Raw genomic sequence first — 21089 nt, forward strand, 5'->3', positions numbered from 1 at the left:
CTTTTTGCTGTTTTCCTGTTTGTTGTTTTGCAAGTTTTTCCTTGTAGGCGTTGTAGGCTGTCTGCATCCCCCGGGACTGCTTCTTCTTGGCGATGACGATGAGGGCACTTCTGGAGATCGTCCGGTCACCCCGGCAGTCGTCACGGACTTCCCGGGGGAGTTTGTTGAGGCTCAGTATCTCGCTCAGCGTGTTCTGTGCCTTGCCGATTATGCCGCCTAATTGTTCCTGGGTATAACTTTGCTCAGTCATGAGGGCATGGAGACCTTCCGCCTCTTCGACTGCAGTCAAGTCCTGGCGTAGGAGATTCTCCACGAGGGCAATCTCGGCATGATTGCCTTCTACAAAGATGGCAGGGATGGCAGTGAGGGCGGCCTTGCGGGCGGCTTCGACGCGGCGTTCACCGGCAACGACATAGAGGATGTCTTCGGCGGCACGGAAAAGGATGGGCTCAAGGACGCCATGCTTGGTTATGGAGGCGGTAAGTTCATCGAGTGCCGTCGGGTCTATAGATTTACGTGGTTGGTTCGGATCAGCGTGGAGATCGGAGAGATTGATGGTGTAAAGTTTACCCTTCTCATACGTTGTCATATTCTCCTCCGAAAGTCTTTTTTATTTAGCCACAGACCTGTCTGCCTCGTACAAGGCACAGGCAGGTAACTGCGGATAAATTCGGATGGGATATTTTCTTTATCTGATTTGGGATGGAGCGGCAAATCAGATAAAACAATCAGCGCCTTAAGCGCTATTGTTGAATGGTTTACCTTATAATGCGCTTAACCTGTACTTTCGGTGTTCCAAAATTTATAAGCAGACATAGCGTGAGTTCTGTGGCTTTGAGATAATGAATACATTGTGCTTTATGGATGTCTTCAATATCTTTGGCTGCTTTAAGTTCAACAAGAACACTTCCTTCCACCAGCAGATCTGCGACATATTATCCTACTACAACCTGGTCATAATATACCGGTATTGCTTTTTGCTGTTCAACTTGAAGATATTGCTTTTTTAACTCATGAGCAAGGGCATTCTCATATACCCTTTCAAGAAAGCCATTGCCAAGGGTATTGGCAACTGTATATGCACAACCGATGATCTTTTTCGTTAATTCTTCAGAATGCATTTTTAGCAACAGATCAAAGCGGATAAATTCGGATGGAATATTCTTTTATACTTCTGCCCTGTGAGGGCATGAAGTGTGGGCTGTATTGACGGTTTATCACAATACAGAACACAGTTAATTATTTTATAGCATTCATCTGCGTACATCAGATTTATATCTGTGGTGAAAAATACTATTTTATTTCTACTCATTAGCTGTAAAACTGTCCTTTAAAGTATGTTGCGGTTTGTGATACCCCCTTTTAAAATGCTGTTTTCCTGGCTGATTCATTACAGATGTACCAGATAATTCTGCACATAGTCTTTAACACCCTCTTCCAACTCAAATAATATTTTATCATATCCAATTTTTTTTAAACTACTCATATCAGCTTCTGTAAAATATTGATATTTACCCTTTAAAGATTCAGGCATTTCAATAAATCTTATATTAGGCTTAAGGTTTAATGCTTTAAAAGTGGAAGCGGCCAAATCAAAGAAGGTCCTTGCCTCGCCAGTGCCAACATTAAAAATACCACTTTTACTTTCATTATGAAGAAAAAACAGGATTACTTTCAGCGCATCCTTGACATAGATGAAATCTCTTTTTTGCTCTCCATCTTCAAAACCTTCTTTATATGATTTAAATAATCTTATTTCCCCATCTTTTATAATCTGATTATAACCGTGATAGACCACAGAGGCCATCTGTCCTTTGTGGTACTCATTGGGACCAAATACATTAAAGAATTTTAGCCCCACACACTGTTTTGGCTTTTCCGGGCTATCCAAAACCCATTGATCAAAGAGGTGTTTTGAATAGCCATAGCAATTCAAAGGCGTCAAGATTCTTTCTTTATCGTTATATCCTTTGCTGCCGTCTCCATATGTGGCGGCTGAGGAGGCATATATAAACCGACATTTGTTCTTTATAGAAAAATCAAACAGAATTTTGCTGAATATAGCATTGTTGTATATCAAAAAATCTTCGTTTGTTTCTGTAGTATTGCTGCATGCCCCGAGATGAATTATTGTTTCGATGTCGTTAAGTTGGTTGTTATTTAAGGTTTCCAGAAATCTATTCCTGTCGAAATAATAAGCTAATTTCAAATCCACTAAATTTTTCCATTTACCACTATTGGTGAGGTGGTCAACAATAATAATATTTTTGTGACCATGTTCATTGAGCGATTTAACAAGATTTGAACCGATAAAACCGGCACCACCGGTTACAATGATTCTACTGTCTTTTAGCTTCATTTTTTTATATTTTCCTCATAAGTTGTTTTATTAGCCACAGATAATTGCGGATAACAGCGGATAATTTATACTTTCCTTGCTGGCGACATTGCCAGCCAGGAATCACTATGCCCTTTCGGGCAAAGTGAATATAATCCGTTTAATTTATACTTTTTGATGTTTGAAATTAACCAGAAGGCCTAAAGGATATCTGCCATATATTCACCAACGTATTCGCCTTTATATGACACGTTAACAGGCACCTGGCTTTCTGCTGCGAGATCTCGTTGTTCTAACTCAACAAGTAGTGCGTTCTCATAGACCTTTTCGAGAAACCCATGCCCCAGTACCCTCATAACCTCAAAGATAGCGCCATTAATAGTAGAGGTAATGTCGTTTATGTCCATATTTGCCCGTCAGGGCTCAATATTTGATAGGCGGCATATATCGCCGGCTATCAAAATAACTATTCTTCTGCCTTTATCCGATTTTATCCGCATTTGTCAAGTGTAGCGGGCGGCAAAAAAGCCCTAAATTGATAAAATGATATTCGCTGCTTCAAGCAAATTTTTGGCGTAATAATTCGGCTGGAGTTTCAGACTGGAAGGCATTTTAGCACCAAGTTTTATGGTCTTCACATTCGCTGTTCTGCCCATAATAACATCTTTCGGGTCATCACCGATGAGCCAGCTACTGTTGAGACTTATTCCAAAATCTTTGACAGCTTGCATGGGCATACCGATTTCAGGCTTTCGGCAAGGACAGCTTTCATCGGGGGCGTGGGGACAATGGTAAATCCTATCAATGCGTATACCTTTCTCTTTAAGAGTTTTAAGTAGCCACCGGTTGAGGGTTTCAAACGCGTCTTCTGTATAAAACCCCCTCCCTATACCTGACTGATTAGTTATAATAATGATTTTATAGTCAGTCTTCGAGAGCACCTGGAGAGCATCTATCGCCCCGGGTAAAAATTGAAAATCTGCTATTTTATGGATATAGCCTTGCTTATTATCGTTTATTGTACCATCCCTATCGAGGAATACTGCTTTCACAATAGGTTTGAAATGCATTCCAACAATTCTGTCAATCAAGTTTGTCGTTGAATGTCCTTTTTGCCATTTTAAGATGTGAATTTTGCCCCCACCTTTTTCAACAACTTCCCGTTCAATACAATTTCTGCCCCAGTCAGAACCATTGCAATGGATGTGAGGCTTGATTTCGCTCAAGAGCTTTAAGGGATTAATTTCATCAAAAATAACCACATAATCTACGCATTCCAGGGATGTCAAAGTCTCTGCCCTTTCGTTCTGCGAGATTATAGGTCTATTCGGACCCTTATAACTTTGGATTGATTGATCGCTGTTTAGGAGAATCATTAGAATATCGCCTTTAGATTTAGCTTCTTTGAAAGCCTTTGTGTGGCCTATGTGGAGGATGTCAAAGCTGCCATTGAAGGTAACAATGCGTTTACCTTCTCTTTTGAGCCTTGCAGCTATTTTAATCATTTCTTTTTGGGTTTTTATCTTTCTATCCATACGGAAGTTTCTTTTTTCGCCGCCCGCTACGCTCGACAAAGACGGACAAAGGCTGGACGGTATATAACTTTTATAGCAGGTGACACTACCTGCTATAAATCACCATGCCCTTCGGGCAAAGTGAAGACAATCCTTTTAATCTCTGTCTTCGGATGCTTGAAGTTGACGAGCAGTCCTACTGGTACCCCCGTTGCCTTAAGGTAGTTCATGAGCTGGGCTTCATGAATTTCCTCGATCTTATCAACCGTTTTCAGCTCTATAATAACTTTCCCTTCCACAAAAAGATCTGCCATATATTCACCGACGGGTTCACCCTTGTATGATACTTTAATCGGCACCTGGCTTTCTGCTGCGAGACCTCGTTGTTCTAACTCAACAAGTAGTGCGTTCTCATAAACTTTCTCAAGAAAACCGGGGCCAAGAACCCTGTTTACCTCAAAGACTGCTCCATTAATGATATATGTAATCTCGTTTATATCCATTGTTTTACATTATCTCATGCCTGTAAAGGCTGAGAGTTTTGCCCCACCATTGTCGGGGGGGGGGGGGGGGAAAAAAAAGCAAAATCTCTTGTAAGTTCTTGTCCGCCTTTGTCGAGCGTAGCGGGCGGCAAATAAATTGAAACATGAATGAATTTTAATCTTAGAGTCCGTTTTCTATTAAATCTTTCTTCAATTCTTTTATAGATACCGTTGCGGTGCCTATTTTTCCAACCACAATTCCTGCTGCATGGTTGGCAATGATGGTTGCCTGTTCGAGATTAGAGCCTGAAGCAAGAGAAATAGCCATAGCAGCAGCTACTGTATCCCCTGCGCCGGCAACATCAAATATTTCCTGTGCTATGGTGGGAAAATGCTGTATCTTATCTTTTTCGAAAAGAAGCATACCTTGAGCGCCTTGTGTAATGAGTACGTTACAGTTTAATAATCTTTGTATCTTTTTACCTGCTTTGGCCACATCAGCTAAACCTGATATTGCTATTGCTTCTTTGTAGTTTGGTGTTAACAAGTAACTATTTTTAAAAAATGTTGCATGAACTGGTTTTGTATCACCAATAACAAATTTGTTATGCATGTTTGAAAGTTCAATAATTTTTTTTGCAAGTTTTTTTGTTACCAGGCCTTTTGCATAATCCGAGATCACAAGCCCATCCCAGCTACTGATATTTGCTTCTATGTAACTGATAATTTTTTCTTCTATATGATTTTCGATATATTCATTATTTTCTTTGTCAACCCTTACTATATGCTGGCCCCTTGCAACAATCCTCATTTTTTGACTGGTATGTTTATGTTTGCTTTTGATAACCCCACTTATGTCAATACCCCTTTTAACAAGGTCTTCGAGTAGTTGTTTTCCTGCATCATCTTCACCTAATAAGCCTGCAATAAATACCTTTCCTCCAAGGGCTCCAATATTATTTGCGACATTGCCCGCACCGCCAGGAGTATGGAATTCTTCTGACACAAGTACCACCGGAATTGGTGCTTCAGGGGAAATCCTTTCAACATCACCAAATATGTACTTATCGAGAATAAGGTCTCCCAGTATACCTATTTTTTTACCTTTAAAATTATCAATTATTTTTATTAGATCTCTCATGATTTAGCCCTATAATTTCTCATTTATAAAATACTTTTCAATTATTTCGAATATATTGGGGCGTTGGGGTCGGGCCAAGCCGTAAAATACTGGGTTAAGGAGTAGAGATTAGGGATTGTTTAATCCTTAATCCACCTTCCGACACTGGGCTCAAAGTGCTGTTTTTAGCGAACAAAGCTGTTTATGAATACTATCATCTACCTTGAGCACTTTCACCCTTGATAATATTTCTTCTATTTCCTTTTTTTCAGAGCTCCTGATTCCTTCTTTTGATAGCAATTCCTTCTTGGTAAGTATCGAGCAATAGATGTCTACTTCCTGGCTTTTCAATAAATCTCTTGCGGGTTTAATCCCTTTCAGTGCATCTATAATTATATCGGTGTCGATTAAGAGCTTGATTTTTGCCATTCGATCAACTCTTGGATAAACATTTGGCCTGATTTTATTTTCTTGCCTTCCCTTAACCTCAAGCTTCTCATATACTCAGCGCTATCTGCTACCTCTTTATAAGAGAACCCCTGCTTCTTTATTTTAAGGAATTGTGCAAAGTCGAATAATTCCTCTAATGCGCTCTCAGGCAATCCTTTAGCTAAATCAGCTATTTCATTGACACGCTGTGCAATCATGCTCCTCATGAGAACCTCCATAATAATTCATATTCCATATAGCATTCTACCACGACTTGTTTTATGAAACAATTGAAAATAAGGGGTTGGGGTCGGACCAAGATAACCCATTGATATCATGCATTTTATGTATGATAAATGGCCCGTTTTTTAGGGCTTAAAGTGCTGTTTTTGCCATCAAAATAAGAAACAATAAGGTGATGGGTAATAGGTGATAGAGAACAACGGTATTGCAAAAGTGGAAAATTATTTTCTTGCCACCCGCTGCGCTCGACAAAGACGGACAAAGTCAAAGTAAATATATATTAGCCCATCAGACAAAGGATCTGCTAATATTTTGGCTTCAATCCGGCCTGTTTACAAAGTTCATTGGCTGTTATTCTGTCGAAATCTTTGTGACGCTTAATAGGGACAACAATGTCTTCATTAATATAGATTGAATGATTACCGCCTTCTCGTAATAATCGATAACCGTTTTCTTCCAGGTATCGGATGAGATCACGCCGTTTTACGGACATCTGCCAGGTCTACAGGTAGCTGTTCGTATAATATGCTTCCCTGCGGAACAGGTTTTCCCAAGTCATTATATGCGAGAACCATCTGATGGAGAGCATCCTTTAACATGCCTCTGCATTCTTCAATGTCTTTACCTTCGGTAACAACTTCCGGCCATTCAACTATTTGGCCCATGTAACCTTTGCTTACTTTAAGATATTTTGCAGTATAACTTTGCACTATTGCCTCCAGTTTGCCCTTTCGGGAATGTCAAGATTACTATAGCACTATACGCTCATTTTTTAAAATAAAACCGAAACCAGTCTCTCAATTGGGGTCGGACCAAGCCATAAAAGCTGTTTCGAGTTTCGGGTTTTGAGTTTTAAATTTTGAGTTGAAAACATCAATCGAGATTAAACCGTATGAATTTTGAGTTATGAGTTAAAATATCAATTCATATAAATTAAAACTTAGCACTTAAAACTTAAAACTGTATTTCATGGGGCTTAAAGTGCTGTTTTGGCCCCCAAAAAGGAGCCTTTAAGGAAAGGACAGATGATTGCTCATAGCTCATAGGTAACAACGGCATTGCGAAAGTGGAAAATTATTTTCTTGCCGCCCGCTACGCTCGACAAAGACACGGATAAAGGCTTGACGGCGTTTATTCTCTCGCAGAGGCGCAGAGTTCACTGAGAGGAGATGTTTCTTTGCCTGTATGTGAGAAGATTCATCCCGGCAAACCCGCACACCCTTGCGGGTAAAATTTACTTCTGCATCGTGAGGTGCTGAGAGTGTTGACAGAATGATGGTTTACGCTACCTTTGCTACATTGCTCAACTTTTTTTCAGTTGATTTTTCCATTTCACCTTTACAAAGTAAGCATCTCATCTTTTTCTCCTTACCCGGAAATCTTCGCCCCATCTATCCAATGAGGGAACATAGGCAGTGATAATCGCAAGATAATCATCCTTTGGCACACACACAACGTGTATCGTCCTTCCTGACCTATCACCTCTTGCCCATAGCCCATTGCCTTACATTAACCGTCTGAAACCTTGTATCCTTTTCTATGAACTTCCGTATCGGTGCGGTGGGCAGTGAGGTCAGCAGCAACATTGTCAATCTTATCTGAAAGGCTCTTCTCCACGCCATCAATCTTTTCTGAGAGTTTCTTGTCGACTGCATCAATCTTTTCTGAGAGTTTCTTGTCGACTGCATCAATCTTTTCTGTCAACTCTTCACGGACATTCTCAACTCTCTGATGTAACGTATCTACTTTGAAATTTACCAGATCAAGTTTTTCGTTGAATTCCTGACGTGTCTCTCTGATCTCTTTACTCAGGGCACTGTGACCCTCCAAGACCAGCTCAAACTTCTCATCAATGTTTTCCAGTATAATTTCTAAATTATTTTTTTTCATCCTTCACCTCAGAATCTTTTATTGGTCGAGCATGCAGGCAGGCTACCGCCATAGGAGTATATATGTATCTCCCTGCATGCAAGGCTAATTTTTTTTGAAGAGTGGATGCTGATGATATCAATGCTCGTTTTTTATGTAATGTACTCAATGTATCATACAGGGTATGCAGCGTCAACCTTGATAGTCACTTGCCCGGTTGAAGGCTCGGTAATGCGGAAAGAACTTTTAGTAAAGTGCTTTTCCCGTCTCTGATTCGGCCGATGATGCCAACGGCCTCGCCGCGACGGATCTCAAAACTCACATCCTTGAGCGCCCACACCTCTTCCATTGTGTCGCCCTGGATTATGGGCTTCCCCGTTGGCAGGTCTTTAGTCTTATCCCAGAGGGTTCGGGCATTATGTATCAGCACATCGCGCAAAGCCGTATAACCGCCCCTTTCCACCTTATGGCCGATGATATATTTTTTGCCAAGATTGTCGGATTTGATGACAATGGAGGACATAGTTAGTTTTAAGGGTTAAAGTTTAAGATTTAAGGGTTAATGAATAAGGGGTAAAGAACCTTTCAGTAACAGACGTCGTGACAGCCAGAGGGGAGAGGGTTTTCCATCTCTTGCCTCTCATCATTGTTCTCTGGCCTCTCAGTTCTCACCTGCCTTATTAAAGCCCGGTATCTACTTTGTCGGGATGTTCGCGAAGCCACCGGCTGATAGCATCACTAATCTTTTCTATGTCGATAAGGTTATCAAGGCAGATATGATAAAGTTCTTCTTCGCTAATCTCATGGTAAAGGTGGACCATCCGGTTCCGATAGCCAGCCATCTCCCTCAGAGTTCGACCTTCTTCCCTTGAGATGACACTATTTTTCGTGAGGACCAGGGCTATTTCCTTATATTCGGACGGAGTTGACGCAAAAGCCTTTGCTAATACGTGGCGTCCCAAATCAAAAAGCGATTCCAGGGCACGTCTCAGGAAAGATTCTGCTGCTGCCGAGTTTCTACTGTCGGCTGCAAATTCCTCGTAACTTGACAACTGCAAACGCCGAATTGCCTCAATCATCTATTTTGTGTAAGAGATCTTATCTGTCACTATTTCTGCTTTAATCGGAGCCGATGTCATTGGGGTTGCCACTGCAATATCATTTCTATCCGGGCCTTCTTGAAAGGGTGCAGGTCCCCTGCACGGCGAAGCACAAAGAGTTCGTAACGGGACTGGTCTACAGTGTCCCTGGTGTAAAGGAGTTCTCCCCGTATAATATTGAGTGCAAGAAAAGGGTCACAACCAGGCAGCACAACAAGGTCGACCCGATTTACATCAAAGAGGTCTTCAAGTTCAATGGTAAGATTAACTATGTTTCGTGGTGAGAGTTTTACCCCCTGTATGGGGCGAACACCAATATCAACGTCCGGAGATTGTGTAAGTTTTAATACCACGCCTTTCCTTACAGCAGTGGCTATCTCTTGTGCCCGGCTGCCAAATACATAGATGTCCACAAGACCAAAGGTTTGTGCCAACCGGTAAACTCCGACGGCAAGATTTTCATTCTTATTTCTATCGGTTTCTGTAATTACCTGTTTCACTCGACACTCCTTTCTCAACCCTCCTATCCCGGAAACGTACAATATCTTACCACACACTCAGTCATCAGGTAACAAATAAACTTTCTTGTGGTCGGAAATATTGGGGTCGGACCGAGCTAAGTTTTATAAGCAATGTTGCATGGTATTTCGTTTGAATTTTTCGCAAATGATCAAGGTATTCTTGCAATACAAATGTTTCATAAACAACGCAGTCGTTAATGTTGCCTTTCAGTAGAATACCATTCTTTATAACCTCATATTTGAGGAGAGGAGAAGCATTGTTTAAGACAACAATATCTACTTTTTCATTGTTCATAATTCTTATCAGTTTTTCCGTAAGCTTCAGACGATAAATAAATGCATCTATTTTCTTTTGCTAAGTATACAGCAATATCAATATCGCTCATGGGGGTCTCTTTTTTTGGGGCAATGGAGCCGAAAAAATAGGCAAGCCTGACATTTCTGTCAGAGGGAAGAGCATCTCTTAAGGGTCTTGATTAATTCATCCACAATCGAAGTATACATGAAAGAAAGAACAGGGCTTGCAAATAAGCTTTATCAATAAAATCCTTTGCCGGATTAAGAAGGAACAGTTGTGTTTTAGGGTCACAAATTACGTTATTGCAAGAGCAAATTTAAATGCAGCATTCACCTGCACAAGCTTTTCAAAGCTTAGTGCGGTAATCCTCTCTTTCAAAGATTCTTTTTTTATCGTGACACCTGCAACATTATTTGAAACAGGTATGGCAGCCATTGCATAGATGAATATCGGTGTTGAATATAGTGGTACTTTCATGTTGTTATGCTTAATAAAGTTTTTAACGCTGCGCTCTGTTCTTGTTCTCGCTGCACGTACATGATAATCATAAATGCTATCAATAATGCAAATGCAATTATAAGGAGCCAGTGGATTCTTGTCAGATGTTTTTTGTTAGATGCCCTTGAATAATCGTGTGCCCTACCCCATAAATTCCCCCGCGAGTCGTAATCCACGGAGCGATATGTTTTTCTGTTTATGATCATCAGAATACGTTCCTGGATCTTCGTCAGATCTTTCTTTTTAGATACCCCGGAATAATCATATGCCCTGCCACCCCACATAATCCCCCGCCAGTCGCAATCCACACATCGATATGGTTTCCTGTTTATGATCTTCAGGAGGTATTCCCCGATATTTCTTCTATGGCTTCGTTTAACATGGGTAGATCCGCAAGAAGGACAAACTTTTCCTATCATAGTAGTCGACAGTTATAACTCATTGTTGTTTGCAATTTCTCAATTCTAATTTCTACATTCACTATCCTAAATCCTAATTTCTAATTTCTACATTCTACATTCCAAATTGCTATTTCTCTTATCTTTTACTGTAATATTCAATAACCTTCTTCTTTGCCTGCTGGTTGGCAGGAGAAAGTTCTACGGCTTTTTCATACTGAATAAGGGCGTCTTTACGATTGCCAGCCTTCTCATACATATCCCCGAGTGCAAGTCTGTATTCCACAACGTTTCCCCTTAATGCAACGAGCGATTTCAATTCGCCCAGGGCAACATCTGTTTTACCCTGATGCAGGTAAATTCTGGCAAGAAAATATCTTAAATCCGGTATATTGTATTTATTCAATTCCTTTTCTATCAAATTAATCTGGGCCGGGGTAAGCTTGTCGGGATTAAATGATGTTTCCCATTGAGCAATTGCCGTAAGGTACCTGTTTAGCTGAAGGTATAAGACCATGTTCCTTATCGTAAGTTGCCAATCTGTCGGGCCGTCTGTATTGATATTTCGCAGCACGGAAGATGCGGCGCTGCTGTCTCCTTTTTCCTGATAAATCATTGCTAATGCAAAGGCATAAGGAGGATATCGCGCGAATACAGGGTCAAGTTCCATTGCAACGCGAAGGTTGAGTTCTGCCAATACCTGGAACAAAGGCTTCACGCTTTTATCGATCAGCGGCAACATCTGGTAAACATAGAGGCCCTGCTGCGCCAGGGAGTCGGGGCGTTTTGGGTTCAGCATGACTGCTCGATCAAAGTCTTTGTAGCCTTCAGTGATAAAACCTTCTCTTCCCTTAATCCATCCAAGAAAAATCCAGCTTTTCGGGTCAATAACTGACCTGTTTATAGCGCTTTTAATAGCCTTGTCTGCTTTGCTGAGGTCTACTGACCATAAATTCCATGCAAGAATATGCTTATAATCAGCGTTAAATGGATCCAGCTTTGATAAGATTTTGAGTGTTGCGTGCTGAATATTGAATGGCGAAGTAAAGGTCTTGTTTATCCAGAGGGAGCTAAAGTCAATAGGGATGAGAATTGCACTTATCAGGCGGATGGAGCTCAGATATAAGAGGGGGAGCAAGAGTACAATGGCACATATTTTAATGAGAATAGGAAATTTAGAATTTAGAATGTAGAATTTAGAATGTAGAATGTAGAATATAGAATTGGGCATATTCATAAAATCACATAAACCTTTTACTCCCTTTCCTTTATGATATCTTCTTTATGTTTTTCACCATAATTGATGGGGCCTTTTAAACCTGTTCCGTAATTAATTTTGAGGTCTTTCTTGCTTTCATATTTTCCATCCATTTTCCCATGCTTTATTTTCCTGTCATCCGATTTTGGCTTTGGTGCATTTGGATCTTCGATGCCATCGGTAGTACTTTTAACATCGGCAACAATCCCTGCAGTAGATGCTTCTCCTCCTGCATCCACAGGAGACGCTATCCCTCCTACACCTTGTTCTTCTCCCGCAGGGAAGGAAGGAGCGGAGGGCATACTTGGAAGCACTAAGCTGCCGGCGAAGGAAAGGATAGGGAAGAGAAGGAAAGAGAAGGAAAATAAGAGCAATTTAGAATTTAGAATTGAGAATTTAGAATTTGACATCTTAAACACCTATGATGGTTTCGTAAAAAGCCACAATGTTCTTATCTTTTATATTCATGATTATTGCTATTCAATTCTGATGCACTCGTAAGAAGTCAAAAAACCGTCACTCCCGTGAAAACGGGAGCCCAGAACACATTGAAATCACTGGATTCCCACTTTCGTGGGAATGACAGAAATACGACTTTTTACGAGTTCATCATTACTATTCAATTCTAATTTCTAAATTCTAAATTCTAAATATTTTCAATTACTTTATGTTGAAAATGAGGTGTGAACTGCCTGCCAGGTAATTGCCATAACAATGAAAAGGAGAAGGGCATTGGCGGGTATTTGCAGGTTAAAGTCAGCGAGAGAATGAATCAGCGTTGCGATTGTGGCAGCTATGCCTCCAGCGCCCATACCACGGGAAAAGGCACCTTGCTTTTGAATCCAGGCTGAAATCGTAAAATAAAGATACATAAAGAAAAAAGAAAGCCAGCACACAAAACCTGCCCATCCCACCTCTGAAAGCATTTCAAGATAATCATTATGAGCGTGGTCTACAATACCGACACCAATTTTTTCCGGTTTAAAAGGTGGGAATGCAAGCTCATAGGTGCCAAGACCTGTTCCGAGTATAGGGAAATCCCGGGACATTTTTAACGTACTTTTCCAAACATCATTCCTTCCGATAAAATCGGCATCTGTTGCATTCCATCTTTCAATTACAGGCTCAACCCCCTTCCATATACCCCAGGCAGTTGCCATACAAAAAATAAAAATCAGTATAAATAAAAAGTTTTTTAACCTTTTTACTGTATAGAGGATACACAAAAAAATCGAACCCGCAATAAGGCTGAATTGACCCATACGTGAGTTTGAAAATATAACAGCAAGGATCATAGTGAGTAACCCAAAAATAATAAGATATATGAAAATAGTCTTTTTTGTTGTTAATATTAATAAAAATGTTTCTTTCAAGCGATAGCCCTTTTTTCTATAAGAACCTATGTATGATGTAAGGAAACCTATGGAAATAAATATACACATATTCATAAAACCGGCAAGATGGTTCTTATTTATATATGTACCGTCTACAAAGCCTTTATAATAGATTCTTGTAAACCACAGCAGAGAATCGGAATGATTAAGGTATAAATAAAGGCCATATATTGCTTCAGCAAAGCCAATTACAAAGAAAGCTATAGAAATAATTTTAAGCCAGTTCCCGTCTTTAAGCTTTTTCTCAGGAGGGTTGAAGGTCGTAATAAGAATAAAGACACCCACATAGGCAAACCACTTTAATATAGCTATGGTAGAGGAGTAAAGGCTCAGAGAGAGCAGGAAAATGTTTGCAAAAGTGTTGCGTGTTGCGTGTTGCGTGTTAAGTGTCAGACCGAGTTTCTCATATAAGGCGGCAGTGGAGGGAGAAACAACCTTAATAACCGATAAAGGAATGGGGACTATCTGCAGGAGGGCGATGAGGAGGAAGAGGAAAATTGGCAATAGAAGGAAAAACAATTTAGAATTTAGAATTGAGAATTTAGAATTGGGAACCGGAGATCGCGGAAAACATATATGGAGAAGGAGGAGGGAAAATACGATTATTTCTATTGCAGAATAAGTGATCGTATAAACAGAACCAACGGCCAAGGGGGCACCAATGATGAGGATGATTAACCCGATGAGGATTATGAGGGAAAACATGGAATTTAGAATTTAGAATGTAGAATGTAGAATGTAGAATTTAGAATTTAGAATTTAGAAATTAGAAATTAGAAATTAGAAGACAATAAACAATAACTTAGAAAACAAAACTTAAACCTGAAATTTTCTATAGATCAATTCTGAAATTTTCTATAGATCAATTCTGTTAGATTTGACAGACTTGCCTGTACTTGTAAAAATAGCGAGAAGCTCTGTTGATTCCTGAAGCAACCTATTTAACTCTTCGTTATTAAAGATTCCTAAATCCGATAATATTTCCAACCAATATTGTGTCTCAGAAGCTTCTTTAGTGACGATTCCAATCTATGCATAAAATCATTACGTGATTCTGCACGGTTTGCTTCCCTGTAGTTTGCACCGATCGATGTTCCTGATTTCAGCAATTGATAGCTAATTACTTCATTTATTTTATTTTTCTGGAGTTTTGAAACAAACTTGATCAGTTGAATAGCAAACCTCTTTGTCCTTTCTTCAAGTTCTTTTTTATCCATATATTATTGCCCTTCAGTTCAAATTTCTAATTTCTACATTCTACATTCTACATTCTACATTACAACCTTCATTTCACAAAAAAGCGTGAGAAGAAGCTTGCTTTTATAGGTTTGCCGGCAATAATGTCTGCGGGGAATTCATCAACAAGCTTGAAAGCCAGGTCTATGCCGATAAGGCTTGCTGCGATGTCTCTTGCTGTTGACAGCACCGGCGGTCTTCTTGACGCTGAGTGCGCATCCGAGGCTATAAAATGAACTAAATGTGAGGTTAATAATTCTTCGGAACATCTCTTAATGCTTTGACCAAAGTTTCCTGTCAGGCTCATAGCAGTGAGTTGAACCAAACCTCCTCTTTCTACCCATTCAAAAAGCATACCTATATCCTTTTGTATAACAAGATTCCTTTCAGGATGGGTAAAGATAGGCGTTATGCCCTTTAATTTCAACTTGAACAACCATTCATAGAGATTTGAAGGGATAAGGCTCTCAGGAAATTCAATCATCAAATAACAATTATTATCATTTACTGTCATTGCCTCGCCACGTTCCAACATCTCTTCAATTTCAATATATGTTCCTATACGGACATCTGCCCCCGGAAGTACCTTGAGAGGGATACTGCATTCTGTAAGGTTTCGATTAAGAAGGCCAACTTCCGATAAAATACGTTCCCGATTGCTGAGGTATACCCCGTTACCCGTATGCGGGGTCGCAACAATAGTTTTTATACCGTCATGGGCGGCTATGCGGCACATGTCGATGGATTCTTTCAGGTCTTGCGCGCCATCGTCTATGCCGGGAAGGATATGGGCATGAAGGTCAATCATAGGATAGAACAGCTTGATTTAGAATTTATCATGAACAAATTATGATTTACGGCGAGCGTCTTTATCCAAATCCTTCTTGCTGCCGGTTAAAGACTTGCTTAAAAACGCCCAAATTAAGGATATATGTTTTTCTTTATTTTGCGTATTAATTGATCTTTTCTTATCATCATCCTCAACATAGTAATTTTTATAATAATGGGAATAGTAGTGAGAATAATAGTAATATCCCGACTTATCAATGTCTATATTATTGAGAACGGCGCCCAAAACCCTGGCGTTCACCCCCTGAAGCTGGCCTATACCGCGCATGCCCATTTCTTTTGTGGTTTTTCCACCATGAACAACAAAGATAATTCCATCTGCAAGCCTGCTTAAAACAAGCGCGTCCGTCACCGAGCTGACCGGCGGTGAATCGATTATTATTTTATCGTATAGCCCTTTATACTTTTCTATAGTTTCTTCCATCCTTTTTGACCCGAGAAGCTCTGCCGGATTAGGAGGGATAGGTCCGCTTGTAATAACGCTTAATTTATCATGTATTGCAGAAGGCCTGATGTTTGCTTCTTCTCCTACAATAATATTGCTCAACCCCTTCAGGTTGTCAAAACTAAGAAGCTTATTGATTGAAGGCCTGCGAAGGTCTGCGTCTATCAACAACACAGAGTCGCCTGCATGCGCCATTATAAGGGCAGTATTTACTGCAATAAAAGATTTCCCTTCCTGCGGAACAATACTTGTAACCAATATTATTTTCGGAGGATTTTCAGGAAATGAAAATAAAATAGCGGTCCTGAGGCTCCTGAAGGCCTCTGAAATAGTTGATTTTGGTTTATGGTGTACAATAAGACTGGCCTGCTTGACGTGCTCTCCAACTTCTTCTTCAAAATTGATTGCAGGGATAATGGCAAGATTCGGAACACCAAGGTATTTTTTAATATCGTCAGGGGTTTTGATCGTATTATCAAGGTATTCAAGAAAAAAAGCAAGACCAATTCCCATAAATAATCCCACAATTATTGACAGCATAATATTTTGCATCTTTTTCGGTCTTGCTGATGATCTTGGAACCTCAGCCACATCAACAACCCTGACATTGGTAGTACCTAACTCTTGCGTTACCGAGGTCTCTTTTAATCTTTTAAGTATGTTTTCATAAAGCTCACGGTTTTTTTCTACTTCACGCAATAAAACGCCATATTGGATAGAACGTTCACTCAGTTTTTGAGTCTCTGTTTTTTGCCCCTCCAGGGCGCCCCGTGCGCTTGCCTCCCTGGCTCTTGCGATTGCGTATTCATTCTTAATAGAACTTAATACTTGTTTCGCTTCATCTTTAATCTTTTGCCGCATAGAATCAATTTCTTGCTTTAACTGGATCATCCTTGGATGTTTTTCACCATATTTTTGGGAGAGTTCAGACACCTGGGCTGTCAATTTTGCTTCGTTTTCCCTGAGTCTCTGGACAAGGTAGCTGTTGTTTATCTGGGGAATGGACTCATAACTTGCGCCTTTAGATAAAAGATCCTGCACCTCTCTGTTTTTTGATTCTGCTTCAAGCCGTGCAGTCTGCGCCTGTATAAAGCTTGATGTAAGCCCTGAAAGCCTCTGCATGGCAATATTTTCGCTCTCTTTTTGCCCGGTTGTTTGTGTCAACTGAACAATCCCGTACTTCTCCTTGTAGCCCTGTAATGCCTGTTCAGATTCTTCCAGCCTTATCCGTTGTTCTTCTATCTGTTTGGTCAAAAAATCCTTTGCTTCTGATGAAGTTGTTGTTTTCCATTCCATGCCTTGCAGAATATAATTATTAACCACTGCATTTGTGATATTTGCGGCAAGCTCAGGATCTTTATTTTCAAAATTGATATCTACCAGCCTGCTGTTTCTTATGGGTTCTATTTTAAGATTTCCGAGAATATTGCCCACCAGTCTTCGCTCCAAATCTTTTTTATCCTGTGGACTAATTTTTTCAGATGCATTTGGATTAAATATTTTATTCTGACTGAGGTTGAGAAACCGAATTACTTTTAGCGCAAGCGAACGGCTCTGTAAGATTTTGTATTGAGTCTGATAAAATTCAGTACTGCTTGCATCAACGGGTAAGAGTTCCTGCATATTAAGAAATTTGGGCGCCTCCCTTTCAATAAGAATCCTCGATGTAGCCTTATATATTGGCGTCATGATGAATGAACTGACGGTAACCGTACACAATATAACAAAAAAGAAAATAATTGCCGGCTTCCGCCATTTATAAAGGATCTGGAGGTAGTCATATATATGCATTTCCTTCTGCTGCATGGGGATGTTCATTTTTTCCTCCGGAATAACGATATGTTTATGATTTCACTTACAGGATTACCAGAAACTTTCCGGGATAACGATGGTATCGCTGGGCTCTATTGGGTGATCAAGGGAAATGTGTTCTATCTCTATTTTCTTTCCATTTTTTTCTCTGACTATTTTGACCTGTCTTTTGGCTGCTTTTTCTGTAAAACCCCCTGCTGTGCTTATTGCTTTCAGAACTGTCAAATTCTTCATGTATGTATACTGGCCCGGACGCTTTGCTTCGCCTGTTACATAAAAAACCTTCATTTTCGGAACAAATATTGTATCAAAATTCTGTACCTCAATATTCTGCGTTTTTTCGCCCTCAAGGACATCCCTCAGTCTCACTTTTATCACTTCCGACGGGTCAACCTGGTCCGGCAAAAGAACAGCGTCTTTTTCATCCTTTTTTTTCTCTTTAGGTCTTACTATCATTATCTCAAGGTCTGCATCCGATTTAACGCCACCGGCCATTGCAATAGCCTCAATAAGCAAAGTCTTTTTCGTCAAGGGATATGAACCCGGTGAATTTACCTCTCCTATTATTGACACCTTCTGGCTTCTATATTCTGTAACCATAACGCTGATCTGAGGGCTTACAATAAAACCCTGCGAAAGAAGCTCCTTCAACTTTTTTTCCAATTGCAGAGGGGTCAGTCCGGAAACATCAAGTTCTCCGATAAGAGGGAAACTGATTCTGCCTTCCAGGTTCACACGTATTTTACGGGTCAGGTCAGGATGATCCCAGACAGTAACCGAAAGTTCATCTTCAACTCCGATCTTGTAATCGTCCTGGGCAAAGGCAGAGGAGGGGGAGAGATGAAAAGAAAAGAAATTTAGAATTTTTAATTTAGAAATTAGAATTTTTGGAAATAAGGATTGAAAAAAAGGCGCAGAAACAACGGCCGGTTGTCCAATATAGACCGTGGAGTGAAGTTTGATCGGATCAAATGTATGGTAGCATAGAGAAAATGAAAAAATGAAAAATATTGACAAAAAGATAGTAAGCAACTTTGGCAGTACCCTGATATTCATTATAACCCTTTATGACTCGATAAAATTTACGGCGTTGTTACTGAAACCTTAAACATCACCTTATTTTCATTATATTGATACGCCTGAAAGTTTGAATCCTTAGTGGTATATTGATAATCAAGTCTTGCCTCTAACCATTTCTGTATCTTGTAGAATGCACCGACGCCAAAATCCCACGTTTTATCAGTTCTCTTTTTCATTTGATTTTCAATATTATCTTTCATTGCATCCAGATAATCGCTCTGCCTGTATGAAACCTTGCCTGTACCACCGATCTTTTGGGTAAAAAGATGCTGCAATGTTAAACCGGCAGAAGTTACATCATAGGATGCATTACCGGAATCAACATCATCATCATGATAACGGCCGAGATTCAATGCAACGTTGGTATAAGCGCTGAAAGCATACATAAGATCGCCGACCATAACCCATGTTTTCGGCTTATTTTCACGATTTACTACATCGTGATTGTACTTAGCCCATGCATAACCGCCTTTGATATCGCCATTGATCTTTCCCTCCGGATCGTAAAACGAAAGACCTGCATATATTATATTATCCCTGTGGTCGGAGTTATCTGAATTCTTGAAATCCTTACCCACATAATTGTATTCAACAAGGGCAGAAGTGCGGGGGGTAAAGCGATAAAAAAGGCTGATTCCTGAAGTTTCTTTGATATAGCTCTGCGACCTGTCAAGATCACTTCTGAATGCCTGGTCGAGACGTGTATAAAACGGTTTTATCTTCCACCGGTCTGCAAACTTGTATGCCATTGATATATTGCTGTTCCAGCTTTCAAAGGGCCTCATACGGTTTGTAGGGTCATCGTTGGAACGCTTCATATAACTGTTTTGATATGTTTGGCCAAAATCAAAATCTATATTTGTAAATTTCAAATTCAGAGCTGCATTTCCGTTATAGTCCCCAAAATCATTCCTTGTATAATGCCAGTAGTTATTAATGCCTACATTGCCGCCCAGAGTAAATGTATGTTTTCCGCCAAAATCATATATTAATCTCAGGCCAGGCGTTGTAATAGTTATAAAATCTTTTCTGACATCTACAGGAGTTCCGTTTGCTGCAACTGTGGTATTCTGATAAATATTCGTATCATATATCTGAGAAACAGACAGTTCGGGTATTATCTTTAAATTGCCGACTTTTATTTCAGCAGATGCGTAACTTGATACCAAACAAAACAGTAGACAGAAAACTACACCTATGCATGATGATTTCCATCTCAGTCCCATATCTTTCTCCTTGATGTTATTGATTTTATTTTTTTATTTATCATTTCAAAAAGTATTCTCCATAATATTTCAGTGTGATGGACTTATCGGCTGCCCTCCGCCTCCTCCGCCTCCAGAAGGTGATGGTGCAGGTGGTGCAGGTGGTGCAGGTGGTGGTGGCGGTGGTGGTGGCGGCGGCGGTGGTGTAGGTGTAGGCGTAGGTGTAGGAGTCGGTGTTGGTGTAGGTGTAGGAGTCGGTGTTGGAGTCGGTGTAGGAGCCTCAGGTGTAGGAGTCGGTGTTGGTGTAGGAGTCGGTGTAGGAGTCGGTGTAGGAGTCGGTGTAGGAGTCGGTGTTGGTGTAGGAGTCGGTGTAGGAGTCGGTGTAGGAGCTACAGGAGCTACCGTTATCGGGGTATTTGTTTGTATAACTACCGTTGCTGCATTGGCAACACCCTGTTGAACCGCCTGCGTTGATGCACCAGCCTGGGTTGCTGCTGTAGTAATTGAAGAAGTGGCAGTTGGAGCAACTGCAACAGCATTAGCCACAATATTGGCTGCCTGTGTGGGTGCTGCAGTAACGGCTGCTGTCGTAATGGTTGTTGCCTGAGTAGGTGCTGCCTGGACTGCTGCCGATGTAATATTGCCTGCCTGTGTGGGTGCTGCGGTAACGGCTCTGCCTGTGTGGGTGCTGCGGTAACGGCTGCTGTCGTAATGGTTGTTGCCTGAGTAGGTGCTGCCTGGACTGCTGCCGATGTAATATTGCCTGCCTGTGTGGGTGCTGCATTGACGGCTGCTGTCGTAATAGTTGTTGCCTGTGTAGGTGCTGCATTGACGGCTGCTGTCGTTACATTGCCTGCCTGTGTGGGTGCTGCGGTAACGGCTGCTGTCGTGATGTTTGCTGCCTGTGTAGGTGCTGCATTGACGGCTGCTGTCGTTACATTGCCTGCCTGTGTGGGTGCTGCGGTAACGGCTGCTGTCGTGATGTTTGCTGCCTGTGTAG

General features: G+C 40.7%; 27 protein-coding genes and 2 pseudogenes. 2 read left to right on the plus strand and 27 right to left on the minus strand.

The genetic code is table 11. The features are described 5' to 3' along the window. The 21 genes and pseudogenes from NT178_02265 to NT178_02365 form a co-directional block, all read right to left on the minus strand. Positions 1–589 (minus strand): ParB/RepB/Spo0J family partition protein (locus NT178_02265; protein ID MCX5811357.1); only part of this gene is annotated, 589 nt, incomplete at its 3' end. A gap of 169 nt (positions 590–758) precedes the next feature. Then, a pseudogene (locus NT178_02270) lies at positions 759–1121 on the minus strand (GxxExxY protein). A gap of 269 nt (positions 1122–1390) precedes the next feature. Continuing rightward, positions 1391–2359, minus strand: coding sequence for an ADP-glyceromanno-heptose 6-epimerase (gene rfaD / locus NT178_02275; GenBank protein ID MCX5811358.1), 969 nt, complete (start codon positions 2357–2359; stop codon positions 1391–1393). Positions 2360–2538: 179 nt separating this feature from the next. After that, on the minus strand, positions 2539–2745 hold the full coding sequence (locus NT178_02280) for a GxxExxY protein (GenBank protein ID MCX5811359.1): 207 nt from the start codon (positions 2743–2745) through the stop codon (positions 2539–2541). A 123-nt stretch (positions 2746–2868) separates the two neighbouring features. Then, positions 2869–3873, minus strand: a complete 1005-nt coding sequence (gmhB, locus tag NT178_02285; protein MCX5811360.1) for a D-glycero-beta-D-manno-heptose 1,7-bisphosphate 7-phosphatase — start codon at positions 3871–3873, stop codon at positions 2869–2871. Positions 3874–3965: 92 nt separating this feature from the next. Next, positions 3966–4355: a GxxExxY protein gene (locus tag NT178_02290; GenBank protein MCX5811361.1), complete on the minus strand. Its 390-nt coding sequence runs from the start codon at positions 4353–4355 to the stop codon at positions 3966–3968. 160 nt (positions 4356–4515) lie between these two features. Beyond that, a complete protein-coding gene (rfaE1, locus tag NT178_02295; protein MCX5811362.1) occupies positions 4516–5475 on the minus strand; it encodes a D-glycero-beta-D-manno-heptose-7-phosphate kinase in 960 nt (319 codons plus the stop codon). Positions 5476–5625: 150 nt separating this feature from the next. Then, positions 5626–5883 carry a hypothetical protein gene (locus tag NT178_02300; GenBank protein MCX5811363.1) on the minus strand — a complete coding sequence of 86 codons (258 nt, stop codon included), beginning with the start codon at positions 5881–5883 and terminating at the stop codon, positions 5626–5628. Beyond that, on the minus strand, positions 5862–6110 hold the full coding sequence (locus tag NT178_02305) for a hypothetical protein (protein MCX5811364.1): 249 nt from the start codon (positions 6108–6110) through the stop codon (positions 5862–5864). Before NT178_02305 ends, NT178_02300 begins: the two co-directional genes overlap by 22 nt. Positions 6111–6430: 320 nt before the next feature. Next, positions 6431–6619, minus strand: a complete 189-nt coding sequence (locus tag NT178_02310) for a type II toxin-antitoxin system HicA family toxin (GenBank protein MCX5811365.1) — start codon at positions 6617–6619, stop codon at positions 6431–6433. After that, positions 6600–6839 (minus strand): type II toxin-antitoxin system HicB family antitoxin, encoded by a 240-nt coding sequence (locus NT178_02315; protein MCX5811366.1) that lies wholly within the window; start codon positions 6837–6839, stop codon positions 6600–6602. The genes NT178_02310 and NT178_02315 overlap by 20 nt, the downstream gene beginning before the upstream one ends. 796 nt (positions 6840–7635) lie before the next feature. Next, positions 7636–8016, minus strand: coding sequence for a hypothetical protein (locus NT178_02320; GenBank protein MCX5811367.1), 381 nt, complete (start codon positions 8014–8016; stop codon positions 7636–7638). A gap of 184 nt (positions 8017–8200) precedes the next feature. Further along, positions 8201–8518 (minus strand): ATP-binding cassette domain-containing protein, encoded by a 318-nt coding sequence (locus NT178_02325; GenBank protein ID MCX5811368.1) that lies wholly within the window; start codon positions 8516–8518, stop codon positions 8201–8203. A gap of 157 nt (positions 8519–8675) precedes the next feature. Further along, entirely contained in the window at positions 8676–9074 is a 399-nt protein-coding gene (locus NT178_02330) for a DUF86 domain-containing protein (GenBank protein ID MCX5811369.1), read from the minus strand. A 56-nt stretch (positions 9075–9130) separates the two neighbouring features. Then, complete coding sequence (locus NT178_02335; protein ID MCX5811370.1) at positions 9131–9595, minus strand: nucleotidyltransferase domain-containing protein; 465 nt, start codon at positions 9593–9595, stop codon at positions 9131–9133. A gap of 305 nt (positions 9596–9900) precedes the next feature. Further along, a pseudogene (locus tag NT178_02340) lies at positions 9901–10071 on the minus strand (nucleotidyltransferase domain-containing protein). 137 nt (positions 10072–10208) lie between these two features. Continuing rightward, a complete protein-coding gene (locus NT178_02345) occupies positions 10209–10391 on the minus strand; it encodes a hypothetical protein (protein ID MCX5811371.1) in 183 nt (60 codons plus the stop codon). After that, on the minus strand, positions 10388–10831 hold the full coding sequence (locus NT178_02350) for a hypothetical protein (protein MCX5811372.1): 444 nt from the start codon (positions 10829–10831) through the stop codon (positions 10388–10390). The genes NT178_02345 and NT178_02350 overlap by 4 nt, the downstream gene beginning before the upstream one ends. Positions 10832–10949: 118 nt before the next feature. Beyond that, entirely contained in the window at positions 10950–11948 is a 999-nt protein-coding gene (locus NT178_02355; GenBank protein MCX5811373.1) for a tetratricopeptide repeat protein, read from the minus strand. Positions 11949–12064: 116 nt separating this feature from the next. Beyond that, entirely contained in the window at positions 12065–12478 is a 414-nt protein-coding gene (locus NT178_02360) for a hypothetical protein (GenBank protein MCX5811374.1), read from the minus strand. Positions 12479–12733: 255 nt separating this feature from the next. Beyond that, a complete protein-coding gene (locus tag NT178_02365) occupies positions 12734–13747 on the minus strand; it encodes an O-antigen ligase family protein (GenBank protein ID MCX5811375.1) in 1014 nt (337 codons plus the stop codon). A gap of 94 nt (positions 13748–13841) precedes the next feature. Here NT178_02365 and NT178_02370 point away from each other — a divergent pair, with 94 nt between their 5' ends. Beyond that, positions 13842–14084, plus strand: a complete 243-nt coding sequence (locus NT178_02370; GenBank protein MCX5811376.1) for a hypothetical protein — start codon at positions 13842–13844, stop codon at positions 14082–14084. A gap of 343 nt (positions 14085–14427) precedes the next feature. Here NT178_02370 and NT178_02375 read toward each other — a convergent pair whose 3' ends face one another. The 5 genes from NT178_02375 to NT178_02395 all read right to left on the minus strand — a co-directional run bounded on the left by NT178_02375 (position 14428) and on the right by NT178_02395 (position 20110). Next, positions 14428–14679: a four helix bundle protein gene (locus tag NT178_02375; protein ID MCX5811377.1), complete on the minus strand. Its 252-nt coding sequence runs from the start codon at positions 14677–14679 to the stop codon at positions 14428–14430. Between the two features lie 68 nt (positions 14680–14747). Continuing rightward, positions 14748–15506 (minus strand): tyrosine protein phosphatase, encoded by a 759-nt coding sequence (locus NT178_02380; GenBank protein MCX5811378.1) that lies wholly within the window; start codon positions 15504–15506, stop codon positions 14748–14750. A 39-nt stretch (positions 15507–15545) separates the two neighbouring features. Continuing rightward, the gene (locus tag NT178_02385; GenBank protein ID MCX5811379.1) at positions 15546–17810 is read right to left on the minus strand and encodes a polysaccharide biosynthesis tyrosine autokinase; all 2265 of its coding nucleotides are present in this window, start codon (positions 17808–17810) and stop codon (positions 15546–15548) included. Positions 17811–17855: 45 nt separating this feature from the next. Continuing rightward, a complete protein-coding gene (locus tag NT178_02390; protein MCX5811380.1) occupies positions 17856–18860 on the minus strand; it encodes an SLBB domain-containing protein in 1005 nt (334 codons plus the stop codon). 26 nt (positions 18861–18886) lie between these two features. Further along, positions 18887–20110, minus strand: coding sequence for an outer membrane beta-barrel protein (locus NT178_02395; GenBank protein MCX5811381.1), 1224 nt, complete (start codon positions 20108–20110; stop codon positions 18887–18889). Positions 20111–20123: 13 nt separating this feature from the next. Between NT178_02395 and NT178_02400 the strand changes: the two genes are divergently transcribed. Beyond that, on the plus strand, positions 20124–20549 hold the full coding sequence (locus NT178_02400; GenBank protein MCX5811382.1) for a hypothetical protein: 426 nt from the start codon (positions 20124–20126) through the stop codon (positions 20547–20549). On the opposite strand, the gene NT178_02405 is transcribed toward NT178_02400, so the two are convergent. Next, positions 20518–21089 (minus strand): hypothetical protein (locus NT178_02405; GenBank protein ID MCX5811383.1); only part of this gene is annotated, 572 nt, incomplete at its 5' end. The genes NT178_02400 and NT178_02405 overlap by 32 nt on opposite strands.

The sequence above is a fragment of the Pseudomonadota bacterium genome (assembly GCA_026388255.1).
GTDB lineage: Bacteria > Desulfobacterota > Syntrophorhabdia > Syntrophorhabdales > Syntrophorhabdaceae > JAPLKB01.

Bases quoted from the DNA above. Each gene is read 5' to 3' on its own strand.
- rfaD (MCX5811358.1), bottom strand. From the start codon at position 2,359: ATGAAGCTAAAAGACAGTAGAATCATTGTAACCGGTGGTGCCGGTTTT.
- NT178_02280 (MCX5811359.1), bottom strand. From the start codon at position 2,745: ATGGACATAAACGACATTACCTCTACTATTAATGGCGCTATCTTTGAG.
- gmhB (MCX5811360.1), bottom strand. From the start codon at position 3,873: ATGGATAGAAAGATAAAAACCCAAAAAGAAATGATTAAAATAGCTGCA.
- NT178_02290 (MCX5811361.1), bottom strand. From the start codon at position 4,355: ATGGATATAAACGAGATTACATATATCATTAATGGAGCAGTCTTTGAG.
- rfaE1 (MCX5811362.1), bottom strand. From the start codon at position 5,475: ATGAGAGATCTAATAAAAATAATTGATAATTTTAAAGGTAAAAAAATA.
- NT178_02300 (MCX5811363.1), bottom strand. From the start codon at position 5,883: ATGGCAAAAATCAAGCTCTTAATCGACACCGATATAATTATAGATGCA.
- NT178_02305 (MCX5811364.1), bottom strand. From the start codon at position 6,110: ATGAGGAGCATGATTGCACAGCGTGTCAATGAAATAGCTGATTTAGCT.
- NT178_02310 (MCX5811365.1), bottom strand. From the start codon at position 6,619: ATGTCCGTAAAACGGCGTGATCTCATCCGATACCTGGAAGAAAACGGT.
- NT178_02320 (MCX5811367.1), bottom strand. From the start codon at position 8,016: ATGAAAAAAAATAATTTAGAAATTATACTGGAAAACATTGATGAGAAG.
- NT178_02325 (MCX5811368.1), bottom strand. From the start codon at position 8,518: ATGTCCTCCATTGTCATCAAATCCGACAATCTTGGCAAAAAATATATC.
- NT178_02330 (MCX5811369.1), bottom strand. From the start codon at position 9,074: ATGATTGAGGCAATTCGGCGTTTGCAGTTGTCAAGTTACGAGGAATTT.
- NT178_02345 (MCX5811371.1), bottom strand. From the start codon at position 10,391: ATGAAAGTACCACTATATTCAACACCGATATTCATCTATGCAATGGCT.
- NT178_02350 (MCX5811372.1), bottom strand. From the start codon at position 10,831: ATGATAGGAAAAGTTTGTCCTTCTTGCGGATCTACCCATGTTAAACGA.
- NT178_02360 (MCX5811374.1), bottom strand. From the start codon at position 12,478: ATGTCAAATTCTAAATTCTCAATTCTAAATTCTAAATTGCTCTTATTT.
- NT178_02375 (MCX5811377.1), bottom strand. From the start codon at position 14,679: ATGGATAAAAAAGAACTTGAAGAAAGGACAAAGAGGTTTGCTATTCAA.
- NT178_02380 (MCX5811378.1), bottom strand. From the start codon at position 15,506: ATGATTGACCTTCATGCCCATATCCTTCCCGGCATAGACGATGGCGCG.
- NT178_02385 (MCX5811379.1), bottom strand. From the start codon at position 17,810: ATGAACATCCCCATGCAGCAGAAGGAAATGCATATATATGACTACCTC.
- NT178_02390 (MCX5811380.1), bottom strand. From the start codon at position 18,860: ATGAATATCAGGGTACTGCCAAAGTTGCTTACTATCTTTTTGTCAATA.
- NT178_02395 (MCX5811381.1), bottom strand. From the start codon at position 20,110: ATGGGACTGAGATGGAAATCATCATGCATAGGTGTAGTTTTCTGTCTA.
- NT178_02400 (MCX5811382.1), top strand. From the start codon at position 20,124: ATGTTATTGATTTTATTTTTTTATTTATCATTTCAAAAAGTATTCTCC.